General features: G+C 72.1%; 14 protein-coding genes. 5 read left to right on the plus strand and 9 right to left on the minus strand.

Annotated features, from left to right (window positions below):
- Together ACWDGI_RS34095 and ACWDGI_RS34100 are read right to left on the minus strand one after the other, a co-directional pair.
- Positions 1 to 687, minus strand: a 687-nt coding sequence (locus ACWDGI_RS34095) for a maltotransferase domain-containing protein (protein WP_450765761.1), incomplete at its 3' end; no start/stop codon positions are given.
- 264 nt (positions 688 to 951) lie between these two features.
- Positions 952 to 2,154: a S8 family peptidase gene (locus ACWDGI_RS34100; protein WP_450765763.1), complete on the minus strand. Its 1,203-nt coding sequence runs from the start codon at positions 2,152 to 2,154 to the stop codon at positions 952 to 954.
- Between the two features lie 217 nt (positions 2,155 to 2,371).
- On the opposite strand from ACWDGI_RS34100, the gene ACWDGI_RS34105 reads away from it, so the two are divergent.
- Positions 2,372 to 4,996: a glycosyltransferase family 1 protein gene (locus ACWDGI_RS34105; RefSeq protein ID WP_450765765.1), complete on the plus strand. Its 2,625-nt coding sequence runs from the start codon at positions 2,372 to 2,374 to the stop codon at positions 4,994 to 4,996.
- A 76-nt stretch (positions 4,997 to 5,072) separates the two neighbouring features.
- Here the strand turns inward: ACWDGI_RS34105 and ACWDGI_RS34110 are convergent, their stop codons facing one another.
- The 7 genes from ACWDGI_RS34110 to ACWDGI_RS34140 form a co-directional block, all read right to left on the minus strand.
- A complete protein-coding gene (locus tag ACWDGI_RS34110; protein ID WP_450765767.1) occupies positions 5,073 to 5,588 on the minus strand; it encodes a DUF1990 domain-containing protein in 516 nt (171 codons plus the stop codon).
- Between the two features lie 64 nt (positions 5,589 to 5,652).
- Positions 5,653 to 7,296, minus strand: a complete 1,644-nt coding sequence (locus ACWDGI_RS34115) for a M4 family metallopeptidase (RefSeq protein WP_450765769.1) — start codon at positions 7,294 to 7,296, stop codon at positions 5,653 to 5,655.
- 253 nt (positions 7,297 to 7,549) lie between these two features.
- Positions 7,550 to 9,583 (minus strand): M4 family metallopeptidase, encoded by a 2,034-nt coding sequence (locus tag ACWDGI_RS34120; protein ID WP_450765771.1) that lies wholly within the window; start codon positions 9,581 to 9,583, stop codon positions 7,550 to 7,552.
- A gap of 290 nt (positions 9,584 to 9,873) precedes the next feature.
- Positions 9,874 to 11,616: an ABC transporter ATP-binding protein gene (locus ACWDGI_RS34125; RefSeq protein WP_450765773.1), complete on the minus strand. Its 1,743-nt coding sequence runs from the start codon at positions 11,614 to 11,616 to the stop codon at positions 9,874 to 9,876.
- Entirely contained in the window at positions 11,613 to 13,394 is a 1,782-nt protein-coding gene (locus ACWDGI_RS34130; RefSeq protein ID WP_450765775.1) for an ABC transporter transmembrane domain-containing protein, read from the minus strand. Before ACWDGI_RS34130 ends, ACWDGI_RS34125 begins: the two co-directional genes overlap by 4 nt.
- 22 nt (positions 13,395 to 13,416) lie before the next feature.
- Positions 13,417 to 15,336 (minus strand): ABC transporter ATP-binding protein, encoded by a 1,920-nt coding sequence (locus tag ACWDGI_RS34135; protein ID WP_450765777.1) that lies wholly within the window; start codon positions 15,334 to 15,336, stop codon positions 13,417 to 13,419.
- Positions 15,333 to 17,234: an ABC transporter ATP-binding protein gene (locus tag ACWDGI_RS34140; protein WP_450765779.1), complete on the minus strand. Its 1,902-nt coding sequence runs from the start codon at positions 17,232 to 17,234 to the stop codon at positions 15,333 to 15,335. Before ACWDGI_RS34140 ends, ACWDGI_RS34135 begins: the two co-directional genes overlap by 4 nt.
- 236 nt (positions 17,235 to 17,470) lie before the next feature.
- On the opposite strand from ACWDGI_RS34140, the gene ACWDGI_RS34145 reads away from it, so the two are divergent.
- Genes ACWDGI_RS34145 through ACWDGI_RS34160 form a run of 4 tightly spaced genes read left to right on the plus strand, consistent with a single transcriptional unit; the run spans position 17,471 to position 21,014 of the window.
- Positions 17,471 to 18,379: an ABC transporter ATP-binding protein gene (locus ACWDGI_RS34145; protein WP_450765781.1), complete on the plus strand. Its 909-nt coding sequence runs from the start codon at positions 17,471 to 17,473 to the stop codon at positions 18,377 to 18,379.
- Positions 18,376 to 19,110 (plus strand): ABC transporter permease, encoded by a 735-nt coding sequence (locus ACWDGI_RS34150; RefSeq protein WP_450765783.1) that lies wholly within the window; start codon positions 18,376 to 18,378, stop codon positions 19,108 to 19,110. The genes ACWDGI_RS34145 and ACWDGI_RS34150 overlap by 4 nt, the downstream gene beginning before the upstream one ends.
- Positions 19,111 to 19,135: 25 nt before the next feature.
- Entirely contained in the window at positions 19,136 to 20,380 is a 1,245-nt protein-coding gene (locus ACWDGI_RS34155; protein ID WP_450765785.1) for a sensor histidine kinase, read from the plus strand.
- The gene (locus tag ACWDGI_RS34160) at positions 20,370 to 21,014 is read left to right on the plus strand and encodes a response regulator transcription factor (protein ID WP_360484448.1); all 645 of its coding nucleotides are present in this window, start codon (positions 20,370 to 20,372) and stop codon (positions 21,012 to 21,014) included. Before ACWDGI_RS34155 ends, ACWDGI_RS34160 begins: the two co-directional genes overlap by 11 nt.
- Positions 21,015 to 21,046: the final 32 nt, after the last annotated feature.

Genomic DNA, 21,046 nt, shown 5'->3' on the forward strand with positions numbered 1-21,046 from the left:
CCAGGAGCCGTACAGGGCCCGCTCGCGCTCGACGAGCAGCGGCAACGGCTCGGAGCAGGTGACCAGTTCCCGCAGCGGATACCGGGTCAGGATCTTGCCGACCTCGGGGCTGAGCGCGGCGGCGAGGCGCCAGGGGGCGGGACGGTCCTCGTCGCGCAGGGCCTCAGCGGCGGCCAGGACGACCTCCCGCTTCTTGCTCTTCGGCACCCCGGCGGCGGCCCGTTCGTAGAGCCGTGCGCCCTCCTCCAGGACCAGACCGGTGTCGATGCCCGCCGGGATCTTGATCTGGGCGTGGTGGCGCCAGGTGGTGACCGGATCTCCCCAGGCCTCGACCTGGTAGGTCCAGCGGCCCGGTTTCCCGCCGACGGTGACCTCGGCGCCCCAGCGGTCGGTGCCGGGGGCCAGCTCCCGCATCGGGGTCCAGGGACCCCGGCGGCCCTTGGGGTCCTTCAGTACGACATTGGCGGCGACCGCGTCATGGCCCTCGCGGAAGACGGTGGCGGTGACCTCGAACGACTCCCCGGTCACCGCTTTGGCGGGCCGGCGCCCCTGTTGGACCAGGGGGCGGACGTCGAGGACGGGTATGCGGCCGACGGCGGTGGCCTCGTCCGCGGGGGGTGCGGGGGGTGCGGCACGGGATGACGTGCGCTGGGTCGGAGGTGCTGACGACTGGTGCGTGGCGGGCATGACCGCTCCTGTCCGCGGCAACGAGGGTGTGGGCGGATGGATGGTGGCGGGACGGGTCCTGCGGCTGTTTCCGAGGCTGTACTTGAGGGTCTACCTGTGCGGGGTATCAGCGCTGTGTCCATGGGGTGTACCGGAGGAGCCTTCCCACCCTATTCGGGTGGGCAATCCGGCACTTTGTTAACTACTCAGCCGTATGTCTACGCACAAGACCGGCCCCGTTCTGTACGAACGGGGCCGGTGGCGTGTTCGCGTGGGGAAAACGCCTTACGTTCTCGGCACCCGGAGGAGCCGGTTCGGTGACCCCGGTCCCGCACCGGTCACCTTCCCGCTCGCGGCCCCCGCAATCAGGGCCCTGGCGACCTGGGCCGGGGTGGCCTTCGGATGACCGGCGAGATACAGCGCGGCGGCGCCCGCCACATGCGGTGACGCCATCGAGGTACCCGAGTAGGTCGCCCTGCCGGTGTCGCTCGCGTACGAGTCCGAGGTGATCGCCACGCCCGGGGCGAACAGGTCGACGGCTCCACCGAAGTCGGAGAAGCGCGCGCGGGCGTCGCTGCGGTCGGTGGCACCGACGGTGAGGGCCTGCGGTACGTCGGCCGGCGAGGAACGGTCCGCCGGGACGCCGTCGTTGCCGGCCGCGACGGTGTAGGTCACCCCGGACCTGATCGAGTTCCGCACCGCGGCGTCGAGTTGGGCGTTGTGCGCACCGCCCAGGCTGAGGTTGGCCACCGCCGGCTTGCGGGCGTGTGCGGTGACCCAGTCGATACCGGCGATGACCTGGGCGGTGGTGCCCGTCCCCGCGTTGTCCATGACCCGTACGGAGACGACCCGCGCCTTCTTGGCGATGCCGTAGCGGGTTCCGGCGATGGTGCCGGCGACATGTGTGCCGTGTCCGTTGCCGTCGCCGGCGGATCCGTCGTTCCCGACGAAGTCCCAGCCGTAGCCCGCCCGGCCGCCGAAGTCGCGGTTGCTGATCCTGATGCCGGTGTCGATCACGTAGACGGTGACGCCCGCGCCCCCCGACCCCGGCCAGGTGTACGTCCTGTCGAGCGGCAGCCCCGCCTGGTCGACGCGGTCCAGACCCCAGGACGGCGGGTTCGTCTGGGTGCGGTCGAGCCGTATCCGGGTGTCCTGGACGACGGACGCGACCCGCGGGTCCGCGGCGAGCCGCCGGGCCTGAACAGCGCTTGCCCGGACGGCGTATCCGTTCAGCACACTGCCGTAAGTATGGCTTATTTTCGCCCCATAGCGGGTGGCGACGTCCTTCCCGGCCGCCGACGCCCCCTCGATCCCCTCCTCCAGGGTCACCAGATAACTTCCGCCGACCGAGCCCGGTCGGCCGGCGCCCAGTACGGTCCCCTCCGGTACGGCGTGCGCGGGCAGGGTGGCCGCCGACAGCACCGCGGCCGTGACGACCGCGGTCAAGCCCCCCACCAGACGCGGACGCCGGTTGATCGTCCATGACATGGCTGTGAGTTCCCCCTCCTCAGCTCAAGGGGGCAGCGTCTCGTGCGGGGCCGGGTCCCACAAGGAGGCGTGACGCGTCTCGGTCCGTCCACCGGGGGACGGAGCCGGGGTCTGGTGCCGGAGCTCCGACAACGGCCCCCTCGACACCGGTACCGTCGTAGGGACGCCGAGCCGCACACCGCCGTACGGCTCTCACCACGAACGCGTGGAGTGGAATGTGAAGGCGATCCGTCGGTTCACCGTCCGTCCTGTTCTCCCCGACCCCCTCCGCCCCCTCAGCGACCTGGCCCGAAATCTGCGCTGGTCCTGGCATACCGAGACCCGTGACCTCTTCCAGGCCGTCGACCCCGAGCGCTGGGCCGCCTCGGAGGGCGATCCGGTGCGGCTGCTCGGCAGTGTGCCGACGGCACGGCTGGCCGAGCTGGCCGGGGACCGCCGGTTCCTGCGCCGGCTGACGGCGGTCGCGGACGACCTCAACGACTACGTGACCGGCGACCGCTGGTACCAGTCCCGGCCGCAGGCCGCCGAGCTCCCGGCGGCCGTCGCCTACTTCTCGCCCGAGTTCGGCATCACCGCCGCCCTGCCGCAGTACTCCGGCGGCCTCGGCATCCTGGCCGGCGACCACCTCAAGTCGGCCAGCGACCTCGGCGTACCGCTGATCGGCGTCGGCCTCCTGTACCGGCACGGGTACTTCCGGCAGACCCTCTCCCGGGACGGCTGGCAGCAGGAGCACTATCCCGTCCTGGACCCGAACGAACTTCCGGTGGTGCCGCTGAAGGACGCCGACGGCACCCCGGCGCACGTCTCCCTCGCCCTGCCCGGCGGCCGGCCGCTGCGCGCCCGGATCTGGCTGGCGCAGGTGGGCCGGGTACCGCTGCTGATGCTGGACTCCGACGTGGAGGAGAACGACCTCGGCGGACGCGGGGTCACCGACCGGCTCTACGGCGGCGGCAGCGAGCACCGTCTGCTCCAGGAGATGCTGCTCGGGATAGGGGGTGTGCGCGCCGTACGCACGTACTGCCGGCTGACCGGCCACCCCGAGCCCGAGGTCTTCCACACCAACGAGGGACACGCCGGCTTCCTGGGCCTGGAGCGGATCGCCGAGCTCTGCGCCCAGGGGCTGGACTTCGACTCCGCGCTGGAGGCGGTGCGCGCCGGTACCGTCTTCACCACCCACACCCCCGTCCCGGCCGGCATCGACCGCTTCGACCGGGAGCTGGTCGCCCACCACTTCGGCGCCGACGCCGAACTGCCCGGGATCGGGGTGGAGCACATCCTGCGCCTGGGCATGGAGACCTACCCCGGCGGCGAACCCAACCTCTTCAACATGGCCGTGATGGGACTGCGGCTGGCCCAGCGCGCCAACGGGGTCTCGCTGCTGCACGGCAACGTCAGCCGGGAGATGTTCTCCGGACTGTGGCCGGGGTTCGACGCCGACGAGGTGCCGATCACCTCCGTGACCAACGGGGTGCACGCGCCTACCTGGGTGGCCCCCGAGGTGGTCCGGCTGGGGGCCCGGCAGCTGGGCGACCGCCGTACCGAGGAGGCGCTGACCGTCGGCGGCACCGAGCGCTGGGACGCGGTCGCCGACGTCGGCGACCAGGAGATCTGGGACCTGCGCCGGAACCTGCGGGAGCAGCTGGTGCTCGAGGTCCGGGACCGGCTGCGCGCCTCCTGGCGGCAACGGGGTGCCGGGACCGCCGAGCTGGGCTGGATCGACCACGCCCTCGACCCTGACGTGCTGACCATCGGGTTCGCCCGGCGCGTCCCCTCGTACAAGCGGCTCACGCTCATGCTGCGCGACCGCGACCGGCTGATGGACCTGCTGCTGCACGCCGAGCGGCCGATCCAGGTCGTGGTGGCCGGAAAGGCGCACCCGGCGGACGACGGCGGCAAGCGGCTGGTCCAGGAACTGGTCCGGTTCGCCGACGACCCGCGGGTCCGGCACCGGATCGTCTTCCTGCCCGACTACGGCATGGCGATGGCGCAGAAGCTGCTGACCGGCTGCGACATCTGGCTGAACAACCCGCTGCGCCCGCTGGAGGCGTGCGGGACCAGCGGGATGAAGTCGGCGCTCAACGGCGGCCTCAACCTCTCCGTCCTGGACGGCTGGTGGGACGAATGGTTCCAGCCGGACTTCGGCTGGGCGATCCCGACCGCGGACGGCGCCGGCACCGATCCCGAGCGCCGGGACGACATCGAGGCGGCCGCCCTCTACGACCTCCTCGAAGAGCGGGTCACCCCGCGCTTCTACGAGCGCGGGCAGAGCGGCTTCCCGGACCGCTGGATCGAGATGGTCCGCCAGACGCTGACCCTGCTGGGCCCGAAGGTGCTGGCGGGCCGGATGGTCCGGGAGTACGTGGAGCGCCTCTACACCCCCGCGGCGCACGCCCACCGCTCGATGACCACCGACACGGCCCGTGAACTGTCCGCCTGGAAGAGCAGGGTGCGGGGCGCCTGGCACGGGGTGTCGGTCGACCATGTGGAGACCACCGCGGCCACGGCCACCGCCGAACTGGGCACCACCCTCGCGCTGCGCGTCCGGGTCCGCCTCGGCGACCTCACACCCGACGACGTGGAGGTCCAGGCGGTCTCCGGCCGGGTCGACCCGGAGGACCGCATCACGGACGCGACGACGGTCCCCCTGAAGCCGACGGGAGGCCCGGACCTGGAGGGCCACTGGACCTACGAGGGCCCCCTCTCCCTGGACCGCACGGGCCCCTACGGCTACACGGTCCGCATCCTCCCCTCGCACCGACTGCTGGCCTCCGGCGCGGAACTGGGCCTGATGACGGCACCTTCGGAGGGGGCGGTGGAGGGGGCCGGGGTGCTGATGCGGTGAGGCAGGCGGACCGGCGGCCCGGGCGGGACAACCGGCCGCCGGACCCTCCGGTACCCGGGCCATGCCTGTCTGACCGTCAGAAATCGGGCTCCGCGTCCGCGCACAGATTCCTCAGCACCGCCCCGCACCTGCGCGCATAGGCGTGCTGCAAGCCCCGGGTCGCCGGGCCGCCCGCGCGGGCGTACCACTTGGCCGCCTTGCTGAAGGCCGCGACGGTCAGCCAGACCGTGCCGTCGCCGGTGCGGGTGACCAGGAAGGCCTCCTCGCCGCATTCGGGGTGGCCGGGGAGGGTGCCGTAGGCCCAGCCGGCCCGGCGGGACTCCTCGAGCGTCCACACTATGCGGCAGGGGGCCTTGATCAGGCCGGCCAGGCTGACGGTGACGTCGACGCCGGGGGCGGCGCGGTCGGCGGAGGCCTCGATGCCGACGCCCAGGGCGCGGTGGAGTTCCCAGGTGAGGACCGTCTCGGCGGCCTTGTGGAAGACCTCCGCGCCCTCGCCTATGCGCGAGCGCACATGGAGGGGGCGGAAGCCGGGCGGGCAGGCGGCGAGGTCCTCGCGGGTCGCGCCGACCGCCTCGTACGTGAAGGACATGGGAGAGAGCGTAGGGCGGACCCCGGGGACGCCTTCGTCCCGGGGTCCGCCCGTACCGCTGCTGTCAGGTCACGTTGACGGCCGTCCAGGCCGCCGCCACCGCGTTGTACTCGGTGGAGCCGGAGCCGTACAGGGCGGCCGCCGCCGAGAGGGTCCCGGTGCGCGCCGACTTGTAGTTGGTGGTCGACGTGAAGTACGTGGTCAGCGCCTTGTACCAGATCTGCAGCGCCTTGGCCCGGCCGATGCCGGTGACCGTGGAGCCGTTGTACGTCGGCGAGTTGTAGCTGACGCCGTTGATCGTCTTCGCGCCGCTGCCCTCGGACAGCAGGTAGAAGAAGTGGTTGGCGACACCCGACGAGTAGTGCACGTCGAGGTTGCCGACCGAGGAGGACCAGTAGTTGGCAGAGCCGCCGTCCTTGCTGGGCTGGTCCATGTAGCGCAGCGGGGTGCCGTCGCCGTTGATGTTGATCTTCTCGCCGATGAGGTAGTCACCCACGTCGGACGAGTTGTTGGCGTAGAACTCCACACCCGTGCCGAAGATGTCCGAGGTCGCCTCGTTCAGGCCGCCGGACTCGCCCGAGTAGTTCAGGCCCGCGGTGTTGGCGGTGACGCCGTGGCTCATCTCGTGGCCGGCCACGTCCAGCGAGGTCAGCGGGTGGGTGTTGCCCGAGCCGTCGCCGTAGGTCATGCAGAAGCAGCTGTCGTCCCAGAACGCGTTGACGTACGAGCTGCCGTAGTGCACGCGGGAGTAGGCGCCGACGCCGTTGTTCTTGATGCCGCTGCGGCCGAAGGTGTTCTTGTAGAAGTCCCACGTCTCCTGGGCGCCGTAGGCGGCGTCCGCGGCGGCGGTCTGGTCGGTGGTGGAGCTGGAGGCGGTGCCGGTGCCCCAGACGTTGTCCGCGTCGGTGAACAGCGTGCCGGTGCCGGACGTGCCGTGCTTCAGGTTGTACGTCTTGTGGCTGCCGCGCGTGGCGTCGGTCAGGTTGTACGTCGAGCCCGACAGGGTGGTGTCGAGGCTGACGGTGCCCGAGTACAGCGTCTTGCCGGTGCCGGTGGCGTTCTCGATGCCCTGGTACTCGAAGAGCTTCTTGCCGGTGGCGGCGTCGGTGATGACGTGCAGCTGGTTGGGGGTGCCGTCGTCCTGGAAGCCGCCGACGACCGTCTCGTAGGCGAGGACGGGGGTGCCGGAGCCGGCCCAGATGACCTTGCGGGCGCCGTCCGCCGCCGACTTGCTGGAGCCCAGCGACTTGGCGACGGTGAGCGCCGACTTCTCCGCCTTGGCGGTGCTGATCTGCGGCTTGAGGGAGGCCACCTTGATGGCCGTCTTCGTCGCCTTGGTGACGCCCTCGGTCGTGCCGGCCTTGGAGGTGTGCACGACCAGGTCGCCGCCGAGGACCGGGAGGCCCGCGTAGGTGCGCTCGTAGCGCGTGTGGACGGTGCCGTCGGCGTCCTTCACGACGTCCTTGACGACCAGCTTCTCCTTGGCGCCGAGGCCTATCTGCTGCGCGGTCTCGGTGACGTCCGCCTGTGCCTTCTGGATGAGGGCGGTGCGGGCGGAGTTGGAGAGCAGGGTGGGGGCGGCGGCCAGCGGCTGCTTGTCGGCGGCTGTGGCGTTCGCGGTCATACCCGTGGTGAGCAGGGCGCCGGCGGCGACAGCGGTGGCGATGGCCAGAGTGGTGCGCTTGTGACGCGCGTAGAGGGGGCTCACTCAAGCTCCTTCAGAATGTGGGGAGTCCGGGGCGATGTGGGGTTACCGGCCCGGCTGTGGGGTTGTGAAGTTGCTGTGCTGTGCGACGGGTGAAGGAAGAGTGACATCAAGGTCGCGTACATGTCAGGACCCTGAAGTGATGTTGGCCGAAAAGCAGGTGTTGGGTGAACATTGCGAACATGTAAAACGGGCGCCGCCCGAGGGGAGTCGAACCCCCGGACGGCGCCCGTCGCTCACGCCCGTGTCCTGCGGTTTACGGGAAGGTCAGCTTCCAGCTGTTGATCGTGCCGACGTCCTGTGCGGCCTGGTCCTGGACCTTCAGCTTCCAGGTCCCATTGGCCGATTCCGACGAGGCGTTCACCGTGTAGGTGTCCGTCACGTTGTCCGCGGAGTCGGACGAGCTGAAGGCCTTCAGGCGGTACGACGTCCCGGACGGACCGACGAGGTCGATCACCAGGTCGCCGCGCCAGGTGTGGCTGATATTCGGCGTCACCTGGAGGTTGGTCGGCGCGTTCCCGGTCCGGCCGGAGACCGTGATCGACGAGGTGACCGCCGGCCCGTTGTCCGGAATCGACACGGGTGTGGTGCTCTCGTACGAGGTGCCCGTACCGCCACCGCCGCCGGAGCGCGAGCCGACCGCCACGGCCGCCCAGGCGTCCTGCACCGCCTTGTACTCGGTGCTCGTGGTGCCGTACAGCTCACCGGCCGCCGCGAGCGTGCCGGTGCGGGCGGCCGCGTAGTTGGTGGTCGAGGTGAACTTGGTGGTGAGCGCCCGGTACCAGATCTGGAGCGCCTTGTCCCGGCCGATGCCGGTGACCGGAAGGCCGTCCTTCGTGGGCGAGTTGTAGCTGACGCCGTTGATGACCTTGGCGCCGCTGCCCTCGCTCAGCAGGTAGAAGAAGTGGTTCGCCACGCCGGACGAGTAGTGCACGTCGAGTCCGCCGACCGACGAGGACCAGTAGTCGGCCGAACCGCCGTCCTTGCTCGGCTTGTCCATGTAGCGCAGCGGGGTGCCGTCACCGTTGATGTCGATCTTCTCGCCGATGAGGTAGTCGCCGACGTCGGAGGAGTTGGCCGCGTAGAACTCCACGCCGGTGCCGAAGATGTCCGAGGTGGCCTCGTTCAGGCCGCCGGACTCGCCGCTGTAGTTGAGGCCCGCGGTGTTGGAGGTGACACCGTGGCTCATCTCGTGGCCGGCCACGTCGAGGGCGGTCAGCGGGTCCGCGTTGCCGGAGCCGTCGCCGTAGGTCATGCAGAAGCAGCCGTCGTCCCAGAACGCGTTCACGTACGAGTTGCCGTAGTGGACGCGGGAGTAGGCGCCGACACCGTTGTTCTTGATGCCGCTGCGGCCGAAGGTGTTCTTGTAGAAGTCCCACGTCTCGGCGGCCCCGTAGTGCGCGTCGGCGCCCGCGGTGGCGGCGTTCGACGTGGTGCCGTTGCCCCAGGTGTTGCTCGACTGCGAGAACAGCGTGCCGGTGCCCGAGGTGCCGTGGTTCAGGTTGTACGTCTTGTGGCCGCCGCGGTCGCCGTCGGTCAGGTTGTACGTCGAGCCCGACTGGGTCGTCGACAGCGACACCGTCCCGCTGTACTGGGTGTTGCCGGTGCCGGTGACGTTCTCGATGCCCTGGTACTCGAAGAGCTTCTTGCCGGTGGCGGCGTCGGTGATGACGTGCAGCTGGTTGGGGGTGCCGTCGTCCTGGAAGCCGCCGACGACCGTCTCGTAGGCGAGGACGGGGGTGCCGGAGCCGGCCCAGATGACCTTGCGGGCGCCGTCCGCCGCCGACTTGGTGGAACCGAGGGTCCTGGCGCGGGAGACGGCCTGCTTCTCGGCGCTCGCCGCGCTGACCGCCGGGGTGAGGTCGGCGACCTTGAGCGTGTGGTTGTTCGCCTTGATGACACGCTCGGTGGCGCCCGACTTGGCGGTGTCGACGACCAGGTCGCCGCCGAGGACCGGGAGGCCCGCGTAGGTGCGCTCGTAGCGGGTGTGGACGGTGCCGTCGGCGTCCTTCACGACGTCCTTGACGACCAGCTTCTCCTGCGCGCCGAGGCCTATCGACCTGGCGGTGGCGGCCTTCTCGGCGGTCGCGTCACGCAGCAGCTCCGCGCGCTGCGAGGGCGAGAGCTTGACGGCGGCGTGCGCGGGGTTGATCCCGCCGGCCTGCGGTGCGGCCGGGGTGGCGCTGGCGGCGCCCGACTGGACGGCGGCGGCGATCAGGGCGGTGACGCCCGCGAGGGCCACTACTGCGGTGCGGTGGGGGGTGCGTCTGCGAGAGGAACTGCTTCTCAACACTGACTCCTTCTGCGTGGCCGCGGGTCACACGGCCAGGGGAGATCCGGAGGGCGGGTGGGCCGTCCGGGCAGAACATGCGGAACAGGCGGAACGCGGAACCACGTACGCGTGCAGTGCCGGACCCGGCAGCGACAGGGTGATTCTGTGGGGTTGCTGTGAGTCGGCCGTGGGAAGAGTGGCACCAGAAAACGCGATCTGTCAGGACCGCGTCAGGAATTTGGCCGGAAATCGTTCGTTGACCGGATGTTCATGTTCGGTATGCGGATCGTTCGGCGGGCGGGCCGGCGTCAGGGCACCTTGTCGCCGTGCCAGGTCGCCCAGAGCGCCGCGTACGCCCCGCCCGCGGCCACCAGCTCCTCGTGGGTGCCGAGTTCGGTGAGCAGGCCGTCCTCCATCACGGCCACCCGGTCGGCGTCGTGCGCGGTGTGCAGCCGGTGGGCGATGGCGATGACCGTCCGGCCCTCGAGGACGGCGGCCAGGGCGCGCTCGGCGTGCCGGGCGGTCGCCGGGTCCAGCAGCGCCGTCGCCTCGTCCAGGATCAGCGTGTGCGGGTCCGCCAGCACCACGCGGGCGAGCGCGAGTTGCTGCGCCTGGGAGCCGTCCGTGGCCCGACCGCCCGCGCCGAGCACGGTGTCGAGGCCGCCGGGGAGGCCGCGGACCCAGCCGTCGGCGCCGACGGCCGTCAGCGCCGTCCACAAATCCGTGTCGCCCGCGGACGGTTCGGCGATCAGCAGGTTGTCCCGGACCGTGCCGAGGAAGACATGGTGTTCCTGGGTGACCAGGACGACCTGGCGGCGCAGCAGCTCCGGTGCCAGCCCGGCGATCGGCACCCCGCCCACGGTCACGGTGCCCGACCCGGGCGCGTCGACGCCCGCCAGCAGCCGGCTCAGCGTCGTCTTCCCGGCGCCGGACGGTCCGACCACCGCCAGCCGCTCCCCGGGCCGCACCGTGAGATCCACCCCGCGCAGCACCTCGCCGCCGCGCTCATAGGCGTACCGCACCCCGCGCACATCGATCCGGTCGTCCGCCGGAGCCGGCGACCCGCCGGCCGCCTCGGTCCGTGGAGCCTGCGCCAGCCCCTCCACCCGGGCGAACGAGGCGCTGCTGGACTGGAGTTGCTCCACCCGCATCAGGATCTGGTCCAGCGGCTCCGTGAACTGCCTCAGATACAGCGCCGCCGACACCACCACGCCGACCCCGGCATGGAGCAGTCCGCCCACCAGCAGCACCCCGGCCACCGGCAGGGTGTACGACACCTCGACCGCGGGGAAGAACACGGTCCGCAGACGCAGTGTGTAGAAGCGGGTCTTCCGGTTGGCCTCCAGGGCGTCCCGGCTCGCCGCGATCCGGCGTTCCTGGAGCCGGAACGCCTCCACCGTGCGCGCGCCCGCCACCGTCGCCGTGACGATCTCCGCGACCCCGGAGGTCGTCGCGCCCTCCCCGAGATAGCCGTCCCGGGCCCGGCGCAGATACCAGCGCAGGGCGAACCAGATCGGGGTCAGCCCGAGCACCCCGAACGCGCCCAGCATCGGATCCAGCGCGAAGACCGCGGCCATCACGAACAGCGCCTGCACCGAGCAGACCAGCAGTTCGGGCCCGACGTCGCGCAGCGTGGTGCCGACGGTGCTCACGTCGGAGGTGCCGCGCGCGGTCAGGTCCCCGGTGCCGGCCCGCTCCACGACCGACGCGGGCAGGGCCAGCGCCCGGTCCACGAACTCCTCGCGGACCCGGGCCAGGGTCCGCTCCCCGAACCGGTGGCCGAGGTAACGGGCGGAGCGGGCGAGCAGCAGCTGGGCGAGCGAGCAGAGCAGGATCCACAGGGCGAGGCGGTCCACGGCGCCGACACCGCGGCCGGCCCGGACCGCGTCCACGATCCGGCCGACCAGCCATGGGCCGGCCAGGCCGGTGCCGGCGGCGAGCGCGTTCAGCAGCAGGGCGGCCGAGAAGGCCCCGCGGTCGGCCCGCACCAGGCGGAGCACGGCCCGCCGCACGTCCGCCCGTGCGGCGACGGGCAGTTGGCTCGTCGTCACCGCACGGCCTCCTCTTCCTCCTTCGCGTCCCGCGCCACCAGGGCGCGGTAGCCGGGCTCGTACTCCAGCAGGCCCTCGTGGGTGCCGGTCGCCGCGACCTCGCCGTCGACCAGGAAGACCACCTCGTCGGCGCGGGCCAGCATCAGGGGGGAGGTGGTGGTGAGGAGGGTGGTGCGGCCGGCGCGGGCGGTGCGCAGGCGCTCCGCCACGAGGGCCTCGGTGTGCGCGTCCAGGGCGGAGGTGGGTTCCACGGCGAGGAGGATCTCGGGATCGGTGAGGAGGGCGCGGGCCAGGCGGATGCGTTGGCGTTGGCCGCCGGAGAGGTTGCGGGCCTGGGCGTGGATCTCCGAGTCGAGGCCGTTCGGGAGGGCCTGGACGATGTCGTTCGCCGCGGCCGCGTGGAGGGCTTCGGCGGTTCGCGCGTCAGGGGATGTGTCCGAGGGTTCAGCGGCGGGTGCGGGTGAGTGGGGGCCTGTCGCGCAGTTCCCCGCGCCCCTTCCGGGCGTGTCCTGCAGGGCGTTGCGCAGGCTGTCGGCGAAGAAGTGGGCATCGTTGTCGGCCACCAGGATGCGCGTCCGTACCTCCGGCAGGGGCACGGCGTCCAGACGTACCCCTCCCCACGTCACGTCCGACGGGATGTACCGGCCCAGACGGTCCACCACCGCGCCCGTCTCCGCAGCGCTCGCGCCCACCAGTGCCGTCAGCCGGCCCGGGCGCACCCGTACCCCCGACTCCGGGTCGTGCAGGACCGTCGGGCCGGGCGGGGCCTGCTCCGTGCCCTCATCCGGCTCCGGGGCCAGGTGCAGCAGGCCCACCACCCGGCGGGCGGCCACCACGCCCCGGCTGAGCTGGTAGCCCATGTCCAGGAAGAACGCCACCGGGCCCACCAGGACCGCGACATAGCCGTACACCGACACCAGCTGGCCCACCGTGATCTCCCCGCGGGCGGCCATCCGGGCCGCGATCCAGGTCACCACCGCCAGGTACACCGTGGGCAGGCCGACGCCCAGCGCCTGGACCCAGCTGGCGACCGCGCCCACCCGGTAGCCCTGCACGCGCAGGTGCTGTGAGTCCTTGCGGAAGGCGTCCGCGAACAGGCCCTTGCCGCCGAGGCCGTTGAGGACGCGGAGGCCGCCCGCGAGGTCCCCGATGCGGGCCGTGAGGACGCCCTGGCGTTCCCGGTACTCGGTCTCCCGGCCCTGGAGCCGCCGGGTCAGCGGGCCCGCGAGCAGCGCCACCACCGGCACTCCGAGCAGGACCACGCCCGTCAGCAGGGGCGAGATGGGCACCAGCAGGCCGGCCACCACCGCGTACACCACGACCGCGCCCACCCCGGGACCGACGACGGTCAGCGCCTGGGCGATGGTGTGCACGTCACCGACGCCGATCGTGACGACCTCACCGGCTCCCGTCCGCCGGGGCAGTGCGGCACCGAGCCGTACCGCGTGGCCGACGACCACCTTGATCGTCCGGAAGTACGCGTCCATGCGCACCCGGGTCATCGTGCGGTGGCGCATGATGCTGATCCACGCGTTGACCGCCCCGAGGACGAAGATCGCGGCCGTCCACCCGGCCAGCACCCACAGGTGCCCCGGCACCAGGCCGTCGTCCACGGCCCGGGCCATCAGGTACGGCGTTCCGGCCATCAGCGTCAGCCAGGCACTGCCCAGCAGCGCCCCGGCCAGCGAGCGGCCCGGCTGGCGGTGCACCAGCCACCACAGGTAGTACCAGCCACCGCGTGTGTCGGGCGTGCCCGGATCCTCGTACGCGTCGATCACCCCGCGACCCCCGTTCTCCTCGCTAGGCCAGACTCTCCCGCCACGCCCGGTGCAGGTCCGCGAACCGGCCGGTGCCCGCGATGAGTTCGGCCGGTCGGCCGTCCTCGACGATCCGGCCGTGCTCCATCACCAGTACCCGGTCGGCGATCTCCACGGTGGACAGCCGGTGCGCGATCACCACCGCCGTACGGCCCTTCAGCACCGTCGACATGGCCCGTTGCACGGCCCGTTCGCCGGGGATGTCCAGGGAACTGGTCGCTTCGTCGAGGATCAGCACCGCCGGGTCGGCGAGCAAGGCGCGTGCGAAGGCCACCAGTTGGCGCTGCCCCGCCGAGATGCGCCCGCCGCGCTTGCGGACGTCCGTGTCGTAACCGTCGGGCAGGGCCGCGATGAACTCGTGCGCGCCGATCGCCTTGGCCGCCTGCTCGATCTCCTCCCGGGTGGCGTCCGGCCGGCCGATGGCGATGTTCTCGGCGACCGTGCCGGAGAACAGGAACGCCTCCTGGGTGACCATCACGACCCCGCGCCGCAGTTCGGGCACGGTCAGTTCGCGCAGGTCCACGCCGTCCAGGAGGACCCGTCCGTCGGTCGGGTCGTAGAAGCGGGCGAGCAGCTTGGCGAGGGTCGACTTGCCGGCGCCGGTGGAGCCGACCACCGCGACCGTCTGGCCGGCCGGAAGGGTGAGGCCGAAACGGGGCAGCACCTCGCCGCCGGTGCGGTAGGCGAAGCGGACGCCGTCGAAGACGACCTCGCGGCCGGGCAGTTCACTCGCCGGCGGAGGCAGCTCCCTGGGCACCGAGGGCTCCGGCACGGACGGGGTCTGGGCCAGCAGCCCCGCGATCTTCTCCAGCGAGGCGGCCGCCGACTGGTAGGAGTTGAGGAACATGCCGAGCCGGTCGATCGGGTCGTACAGCCGGCGCAGGTACAGGACGGCCGCGGCCAGGACGCCCAGCTCCAGGGAGCCGGACGCCACCCGGTAGGCGCCCCACAGCACGATCACCGCGACCGAGGTGTTGGCGACCAGCCGGGAGCCGACCACGTACCGCGCCATTTCGAGGAGCGCGTCGCCGTTGGTGCGTTCGTGGCGGCGGTTGAGCACGGCGAACTCGGCGTCGTTGGCGGCCTCCCGGCGGAACGCGCGCACCGGGCGGATGCCGTTCATCGTCTCCACGAACTTCACGATCACCGTCGCGATGGCCGTGGACCGCGCCTTGTACACCCGTACCGCCCGCCGCTGGTACAGCCGCACCAGCAGGTACAGCGGCACGAACGAGGCCACGGCCACCGCGCCCAGGCCCAGGTCCAGCCAGAGCAGCATGGCCGAGATGTAGACGAAGGAGAGGATGACCGTGACCAGCTCCTGGAGGCCCTCGCTGAGCAGCTCGCGCAGCGACTCGACGTCCGTGGTGGAGCGGGAGATCAGCCGGCCCGACGTGTACCGCTCGTGGAAGTCGATGCTCAGGGCCTGCGCGTGGCGGAAGATACGGCCGCGCAGGTCGAGGAGGACGTCCTGGTTCACGCGCGCGGAGACCTCGATGAAGGCGTACTGGAGGCCGCCGGAGAGCAGGGCGCTCAGGCCGTAGCCGACCGCCACCGCGATCAGCGGGCCGTGGTCGTGGTGGCGGAACGCCGGTACGGCACGGTCGATGGCGTAGGCCACCAGCAGCGGGCCCGCCTGCGCGGCCGCCTGCTGGAACAGCAGCAGGAGCGTGGTCACGGCGACCCGCGCCCTCATCGGTGCGAGCAGCGAGCGCAGCAGGGTGGCCGTGGCGCCGGGCGGGACGGGCAGGACGTCCCGGTCGAAGGGGTCCCCGGAGCCGGAGCCGGTGCCGGTGCCGGAGCCGGTGCCTGTGGCGTCGGCGGCGTCTGAGGCGTCGGCCGGTTTCGGGCGGGGGAGTTCGTCGTCCTCGTCGGGGACGGGCAGGGAGGTGGCGGCGGTCATCGGCGGTGATCCTCCCCGGACATCAGGCGGGCGTACTCGGCGTTGCTGCGGAGCAGTTCGTGGTGGGTGCCGACGGCGGTGACACGGCCCTCGGAGAGCAGGGCGACGCGGTCGGCGAGCAGGACGGTGGAGGGGCGGTGGGCGACGATCAGGGCGGTGGTGTCGGCGAGTACGTCGCGCAGCGCGGCCTCCACGGCGGCCTCCGTGTGCACGTCCAGGGCGGAGAGCGGGTCGTCCAGTACCAGGAAGCGGGGCCGGCCGACGACCGCGCGCGCCAGCGCGAGGCGCTGGCGCTGGCCGCCGGAGAGGCTGAGGCCCTGCTCGCCGACCTGGGTCGCGGTGCCGTGCGGGAGGGCGTGCGCGAAGTCCGCCTGGGCGACGGCCAGGGCCCGGTCCAGCTCCGGTTCGCCGGCGCCGTCCTCGGCTCCCATCAGCACGTTCTCGCCGACCGAGGCGGAGAAGAGGGTGGGCTCCTCGAAGGCCACGGCGACCAGGGCGCGGAGTTCCTCGCGGGGCATGGTGGTGATGTCCCGGCCGTCGAGGGTGATCCGTCCGGAGGTCGTCTCGTGCAGGCGGGGGACCAGAGCGGTGAGGGTGGTCTTCCCGCTGCCGGTGGCACCGACGAGGGCCATGGACTCGCCGGGGCGGATGTGGAGGTCGATGTGGGCGAGGGTGGGGGGTGAGTCGGGGGAGGCGTCCGGGTAACGGAACCGCACGTTCTCGAACCGGATGCCGTCGGGTTCGGGGGCCGAGGGGAGGGGGCCGTCGTCGGCCGCGGGCCGGTGGGGGCTTGTCGCGCCGTTCCCTGCGCCCCTTTGGGGCGCTGCGCCGAGGCGCCCCGTCAGGGGCGCGGGGAACTGCGCGCTCGGCCCCCACGCACCCGCGGCCGACGACGAGTCGGCGTCCTCCCGCACCGCGTCCCGCACCTCGAAGTACCGTTCCGTGGCCGTGGCCGCTTCCTGGCTCATCGCCAGCAGGAAGCCGATCGACTCCACCGGCCAGCGCAGCGCCAGGGCCGTCGACAGGAACGCCACCAGCGTGCCCGCGCTCAGCTCGCCCTCCGCGACCTGGACCGACCCCCACAGCAGGGCCGCCCCGATGGCCAGCTCCGGGAGGGTCACGATGACGCCCCAGATCGCCGCCAGCATCCGCGCCTTGCGCAGCTCCGTGCCCCGCAGCGTCCACACCAGGTCGCGGAACGCCCGCGCCTGGCTGCGGTGGCGGCCGAACCCCTTGATGATGCGGACGCCGAGCACGCTCTCCTCGACCACCGTCGTCAGGTCGCCCACCTGGTCCTGGGCGAGCCGTGCCACCGCCGCGTACCGCTTCTCGAAGACCGCGCACGTCACCATCACGGGGATGGTGGGGACGAGGATGACCAGGCCCAGCGTCCAGTCCTGGAGCAGCATGATGACCACGCCGACGAGGATGGTGACCCCGTTGACCAGCAGGAAGGTCAGCGGAAAGGCGAGGAACATGCGCAGCAGCATCAGGTCGGTGGTGGCCCGGGAGAGCAGCTGACCGGAGGCCCAGCGGTCGTGGAAGGCGACCGGCAGGCGCTGCAGATGGCCGTAGAGGTCCGCCCGCATGCCCGCCTCGACGCGCGAGAGAGGTCTGGCCACCAGCCAGCGCCGCAGCCCGAAGAGCAGCGCTTCGGCGATCCCGAGCAGCAGGAGGTACAACGCGCCGAGCCAGACCCCGCCGGGGTCCCGCTCGGCCACCGGGCCGTCCACCATCCACTTGAGGACGAGCGGGATGACGAGTCCCGTACAGGAGGCGATCACGGCCACGAAGGCGGCGACGGACAGCCGCGCCCGCACCGGCCGTACGTACGGCCACAGCCGCAGCAGGGTACGGACGGCGGACCGGTCCTTGGTGGTTGCACGTGTCGGAGGCATCAGGAGCGAGCCTACGGATCGGCACTGACAACGCCTACCGAGTTTTGGCCGGACCGGAATCCGCCGCTGGTCCTACGACCTGGGGGTCCCCGGTCCGAGCCAGGCCGAGAGCCGGGGGGAGCGTCGGAGGATCCGGGGGTCGTACGACCGGATCCGCCGCATCAGCCGATCGGTTGATGCCGCTTCCAGCGGGGCGGGCGATGCGGCGGACCGGGCCCGGACGGGACCCTCGGAGCATGCCATCCGTCATCGAAGTGACAGACCTACGCAAGTCGTACGGCGGCCGGGCCGTCGTGGACGGGGTGAGTCTCGCCGTCGAGGAAGGGGAGATCTTCGGGATCCTCGGTCCGAACGGCGCCGGCAAGACCACCACCGTGGAGTGCGTGGAGGGACTGCGGGTGCCCGACGGCGGGCGCGTCCGGGTCACCGGGCTCGACCCCGTCGCCGAGCACGAGAAGGTCGCCCGCGTCCTCGGCGCCCAGCTCCAGCAGAGCGAGCTGCAGCCCAAGCTCACCGTCCGCGAGGCCCTGGAGCTGTACGCCTCCTTCTATCCGGACCCGCTCGACTGGGCCCCGCTCGCCGAGCGGCTCGCGCTCACCGACAAGCTCACCACCCGGTTCGGCAAGCTCTCCGGCGGGCAGCGGCAACGCCTCTTCATCGCGCTGGCGTTGATCGGGAACCCCCGGGTCGTGGTCCTCGACGAACTGACCACCGGGCTCGATCCGCGGGCCCGGCGGGACACCTGGGAGCTGATCGAGGACGTGCGGGACCGTGGCGTCACCGTCCTCCTCGTCACGCATTTCATGGAGGAGGCACAGCGGCTGTGCGACCGGATCGCGGTGATCGACAAGGGGCGGGTGGCCGCCCTGGACACCCCCGCCGGGCTGATCCGCCGGTCCGCCGGGGCCACCGTCATCAGCTTCACCCCGTCCGCTCCGCTGGACGACCACGACCTGGCCGCGCTCCCGGCCCTCGCCTCGATCGCCCACAAGGACGGCCGGGTCACCCTCTCCGGCACCGACGAGACCGTGAACGCGGTCATCACCCTGCTCGCCCGGCACCGCGTCACCGCCCACCAGCTCCGGGTCGTGGACGCGACCCTCGACGACGCGTTCCTGGACCTGACGAAGGAGGAAGCGGTATGAACACCGCCGTCCTGCGCACCGAGTTCCGGTTGTTCCGCCGCGAACCCGGCGCCGTCTTCTGGATCTTCCTGTTCCCGACCCTGCTCCTGGTGATCCTCGGCTCGATCCCCTCGTTCCGGGACGCCGACAAGTCCCTGGGCGGGCTGCGGCCGGTCGACGCCTACGTACCCATCGCCGTACTGATCGCCCTGATCATGTCCGGGGTGCAGTCGCTGCCCCAGGTCCTGACCGGCCACCGGGAGCGGGGCATCCTGCGCCGGATGCGGCTCACCCCCGTACAGCCCTCCGCGCTGCTGTCCGCGCAGATGGTCGTGCAGGGCACCGTAGCGCTGGGTTCGGCACTGCTCGCGCTCGTCGTCGGCCGGCTCGCCTTCGACGTAGAGCTGCCGAAGCAGCCGGGCGGGTACCTGCTGGCGCTGCTGCTCACGACCGTGGCCGCCCTCGCCCTCGGCTCCGTCGTCTCCGCGCTGTCCCGCACCACGAAGATCGCGGGCGCGATCGGCTCGGCGGTGTTCTTCCCGATGATGTTCTGCGCGGGCGTGTGGCTCCCGGTGCGGGAGATGCCGCACACACTGGCCCGGGTGGTCCAGCTGACCCCGTTCGGTGCGGCGGCCCGCGCCCTGGACCAGGCCGCCGCCGGACACTGGCCGGGCTGGGACCACCTCGGCGTGCTCGCCGTCTGGGCGGTGCTGCTGACGGCCGTGGCGGCGCGCTGGTTCCGCTGGGAGTAGGTGGCCGGCCGTGCAGACTGGGGACATGACCGCGGAGGACAGCCAGATCGACCGGCGCTGGGAGCAACTGCACACCTGGGGGCCCTACGGACTGCTCGGCATCAGTGTCGTCCTCGGCGTCGCCTCCGCCGACCCGCACACCGCCGCGGCCAGGTGGCTCACCGCCTGGTCGCTGGTCGGCGCCGCGCTCGTGCTCCAACTGTGGTGGCACGGCGTCCGGTTCCGCCGCCCCGACCGCGGTCGTACGCCCTCCCCGGCCGGGACCCTGTACTACGTCGCCCGCTGGGCCCTCGCCTTCGCGCTCGCCTGGCTCAACCCGTTCTTCGCGTTCTACGCCGCCACCGGCTACATGGACGCCGACGAACTGCTGCCGCGCCGGTGGCGGCGGCTCGGGCTGCTGGCGAGCGCGGTCACCGTGGCGGGTGCGCAGGCGGGCGGCATGCCGTTCCGGAGCGTGCTCCAGTGGGTCCTCTTCGCCGTGCTGGTGCCCGTCAACTCCGGCCTCCAGATGGCGATCGCGCACCTCACCGAGCAAGAGGCCGAGCGATCCCGTGAGCGCACCGAGACCATCGCCGCCCTGCGCCAGGCCCTGGACGAGAACGCGGCCCTGCACGCCCAGCTCCTCGTCCAGGCACGGGAGGCCGGGGTCGCCGACGAGCGGCGCCGGCTCGCCGCAGAGATCCACGACACCATCGCCCAGGGTCTGACCGGGATCATCGCCCAGCTCCAGGTCGTCACCAACACCCCCGATCCGAAGGTGGCCGAGGAGCACGTGAGCCGCGCCCTCGCGCTGGCCCGGCACAGCCTGGGCGAGGCCCGCCGCTCCGTGCACAACCTGGCCCCGGTGGCCCTGGAGAACGACGGACTGCCCGAGGCGCTGAAGAAGACGGTCGCCGAATGGGGGGAACGCACGTCCATACGCGCCGAGTTCACCCTCACCGGCACCGCCGAGCAACTGCACGAGGAGGTCGCGGCCACCCTGCTGCGCATCGTCCAGGAGGCCCTGTCCAACGCCGCCCGGCACGCGCACGCCTCCCGGGTCGGCGTCACCCTCTCCTACCTGGGCGAGGAGGTCATCCTCGACATCCGCGACGACGGCACCGGCTTCGACCTGCTCGCCGTGCCCGCCCGTAGCCGGGCCGGCGGCTTCGGCCTCGACGGCATGCGCGCCCGCGCCGAACGCATCGCCGGCTCCCTGACCGTGGAGTCCGAACCGGGGCTCGGCACCGCGCTGTCGGCGCGCGTACCGTTGGTCCGCCATGACAACTGAGCCCCCGATCTCGCTCCTCGTCGTCGACGACCACCCCGTGGTCCGCGACGGCCTGCGCGGCATGTTCGAGTCCGCCCCCGGCTTCACCGTGCTCGGCGAGGCCGGGAACGGAGCGGAGGCGGTCGACCGGGCCGCCGCCCTGGACCCGGACGTGATCCTCATGGACCTGCGGATGCCCGGCGGCTCCGGCGTGGACGCCATCCGCGAACTGACCCGGCGGGGCGCCCGCGCCAAGGTCCTGGTCCTCACCACCTACGACACCGACTCCGACACCCTCCCCGCGATCGAGGCCGGCGCCACCGGCTATCTGCTGAAGGACGCCCCGCGCGAGGAGCTCTTCACCGCCGTCCGCGCCGCCGCCCAGGGCCGTACCGTGCTCTCCCCGGCCGTCGCCTCCCGCCTGGTCTCCGCCGTCCGCACTCCGGGCGCCCCCGGCAACGAACCGCTCTCCGCCCGCGAGCGCGAGGTCCTGGCCCTGGTCGCCAGGGGCACCTCGAACCGTGAGATAGCCCGCGAACTCTTCATCAGCGAGGCCACGGTGAAGACCCATCTCACCCACCTCTACGCCAAGCTGGGCGTCAACGACCGCGCGGCGGCGGTCGCGACGGCCTACCAGCGGGGGATCCTCGGCTAGCCAGGTCCCGGAGGTGCCGCAGCCGGGCCGGT

This window comes from Streptomyces sp. NPDC001220, from assembly GCF_053597895.1.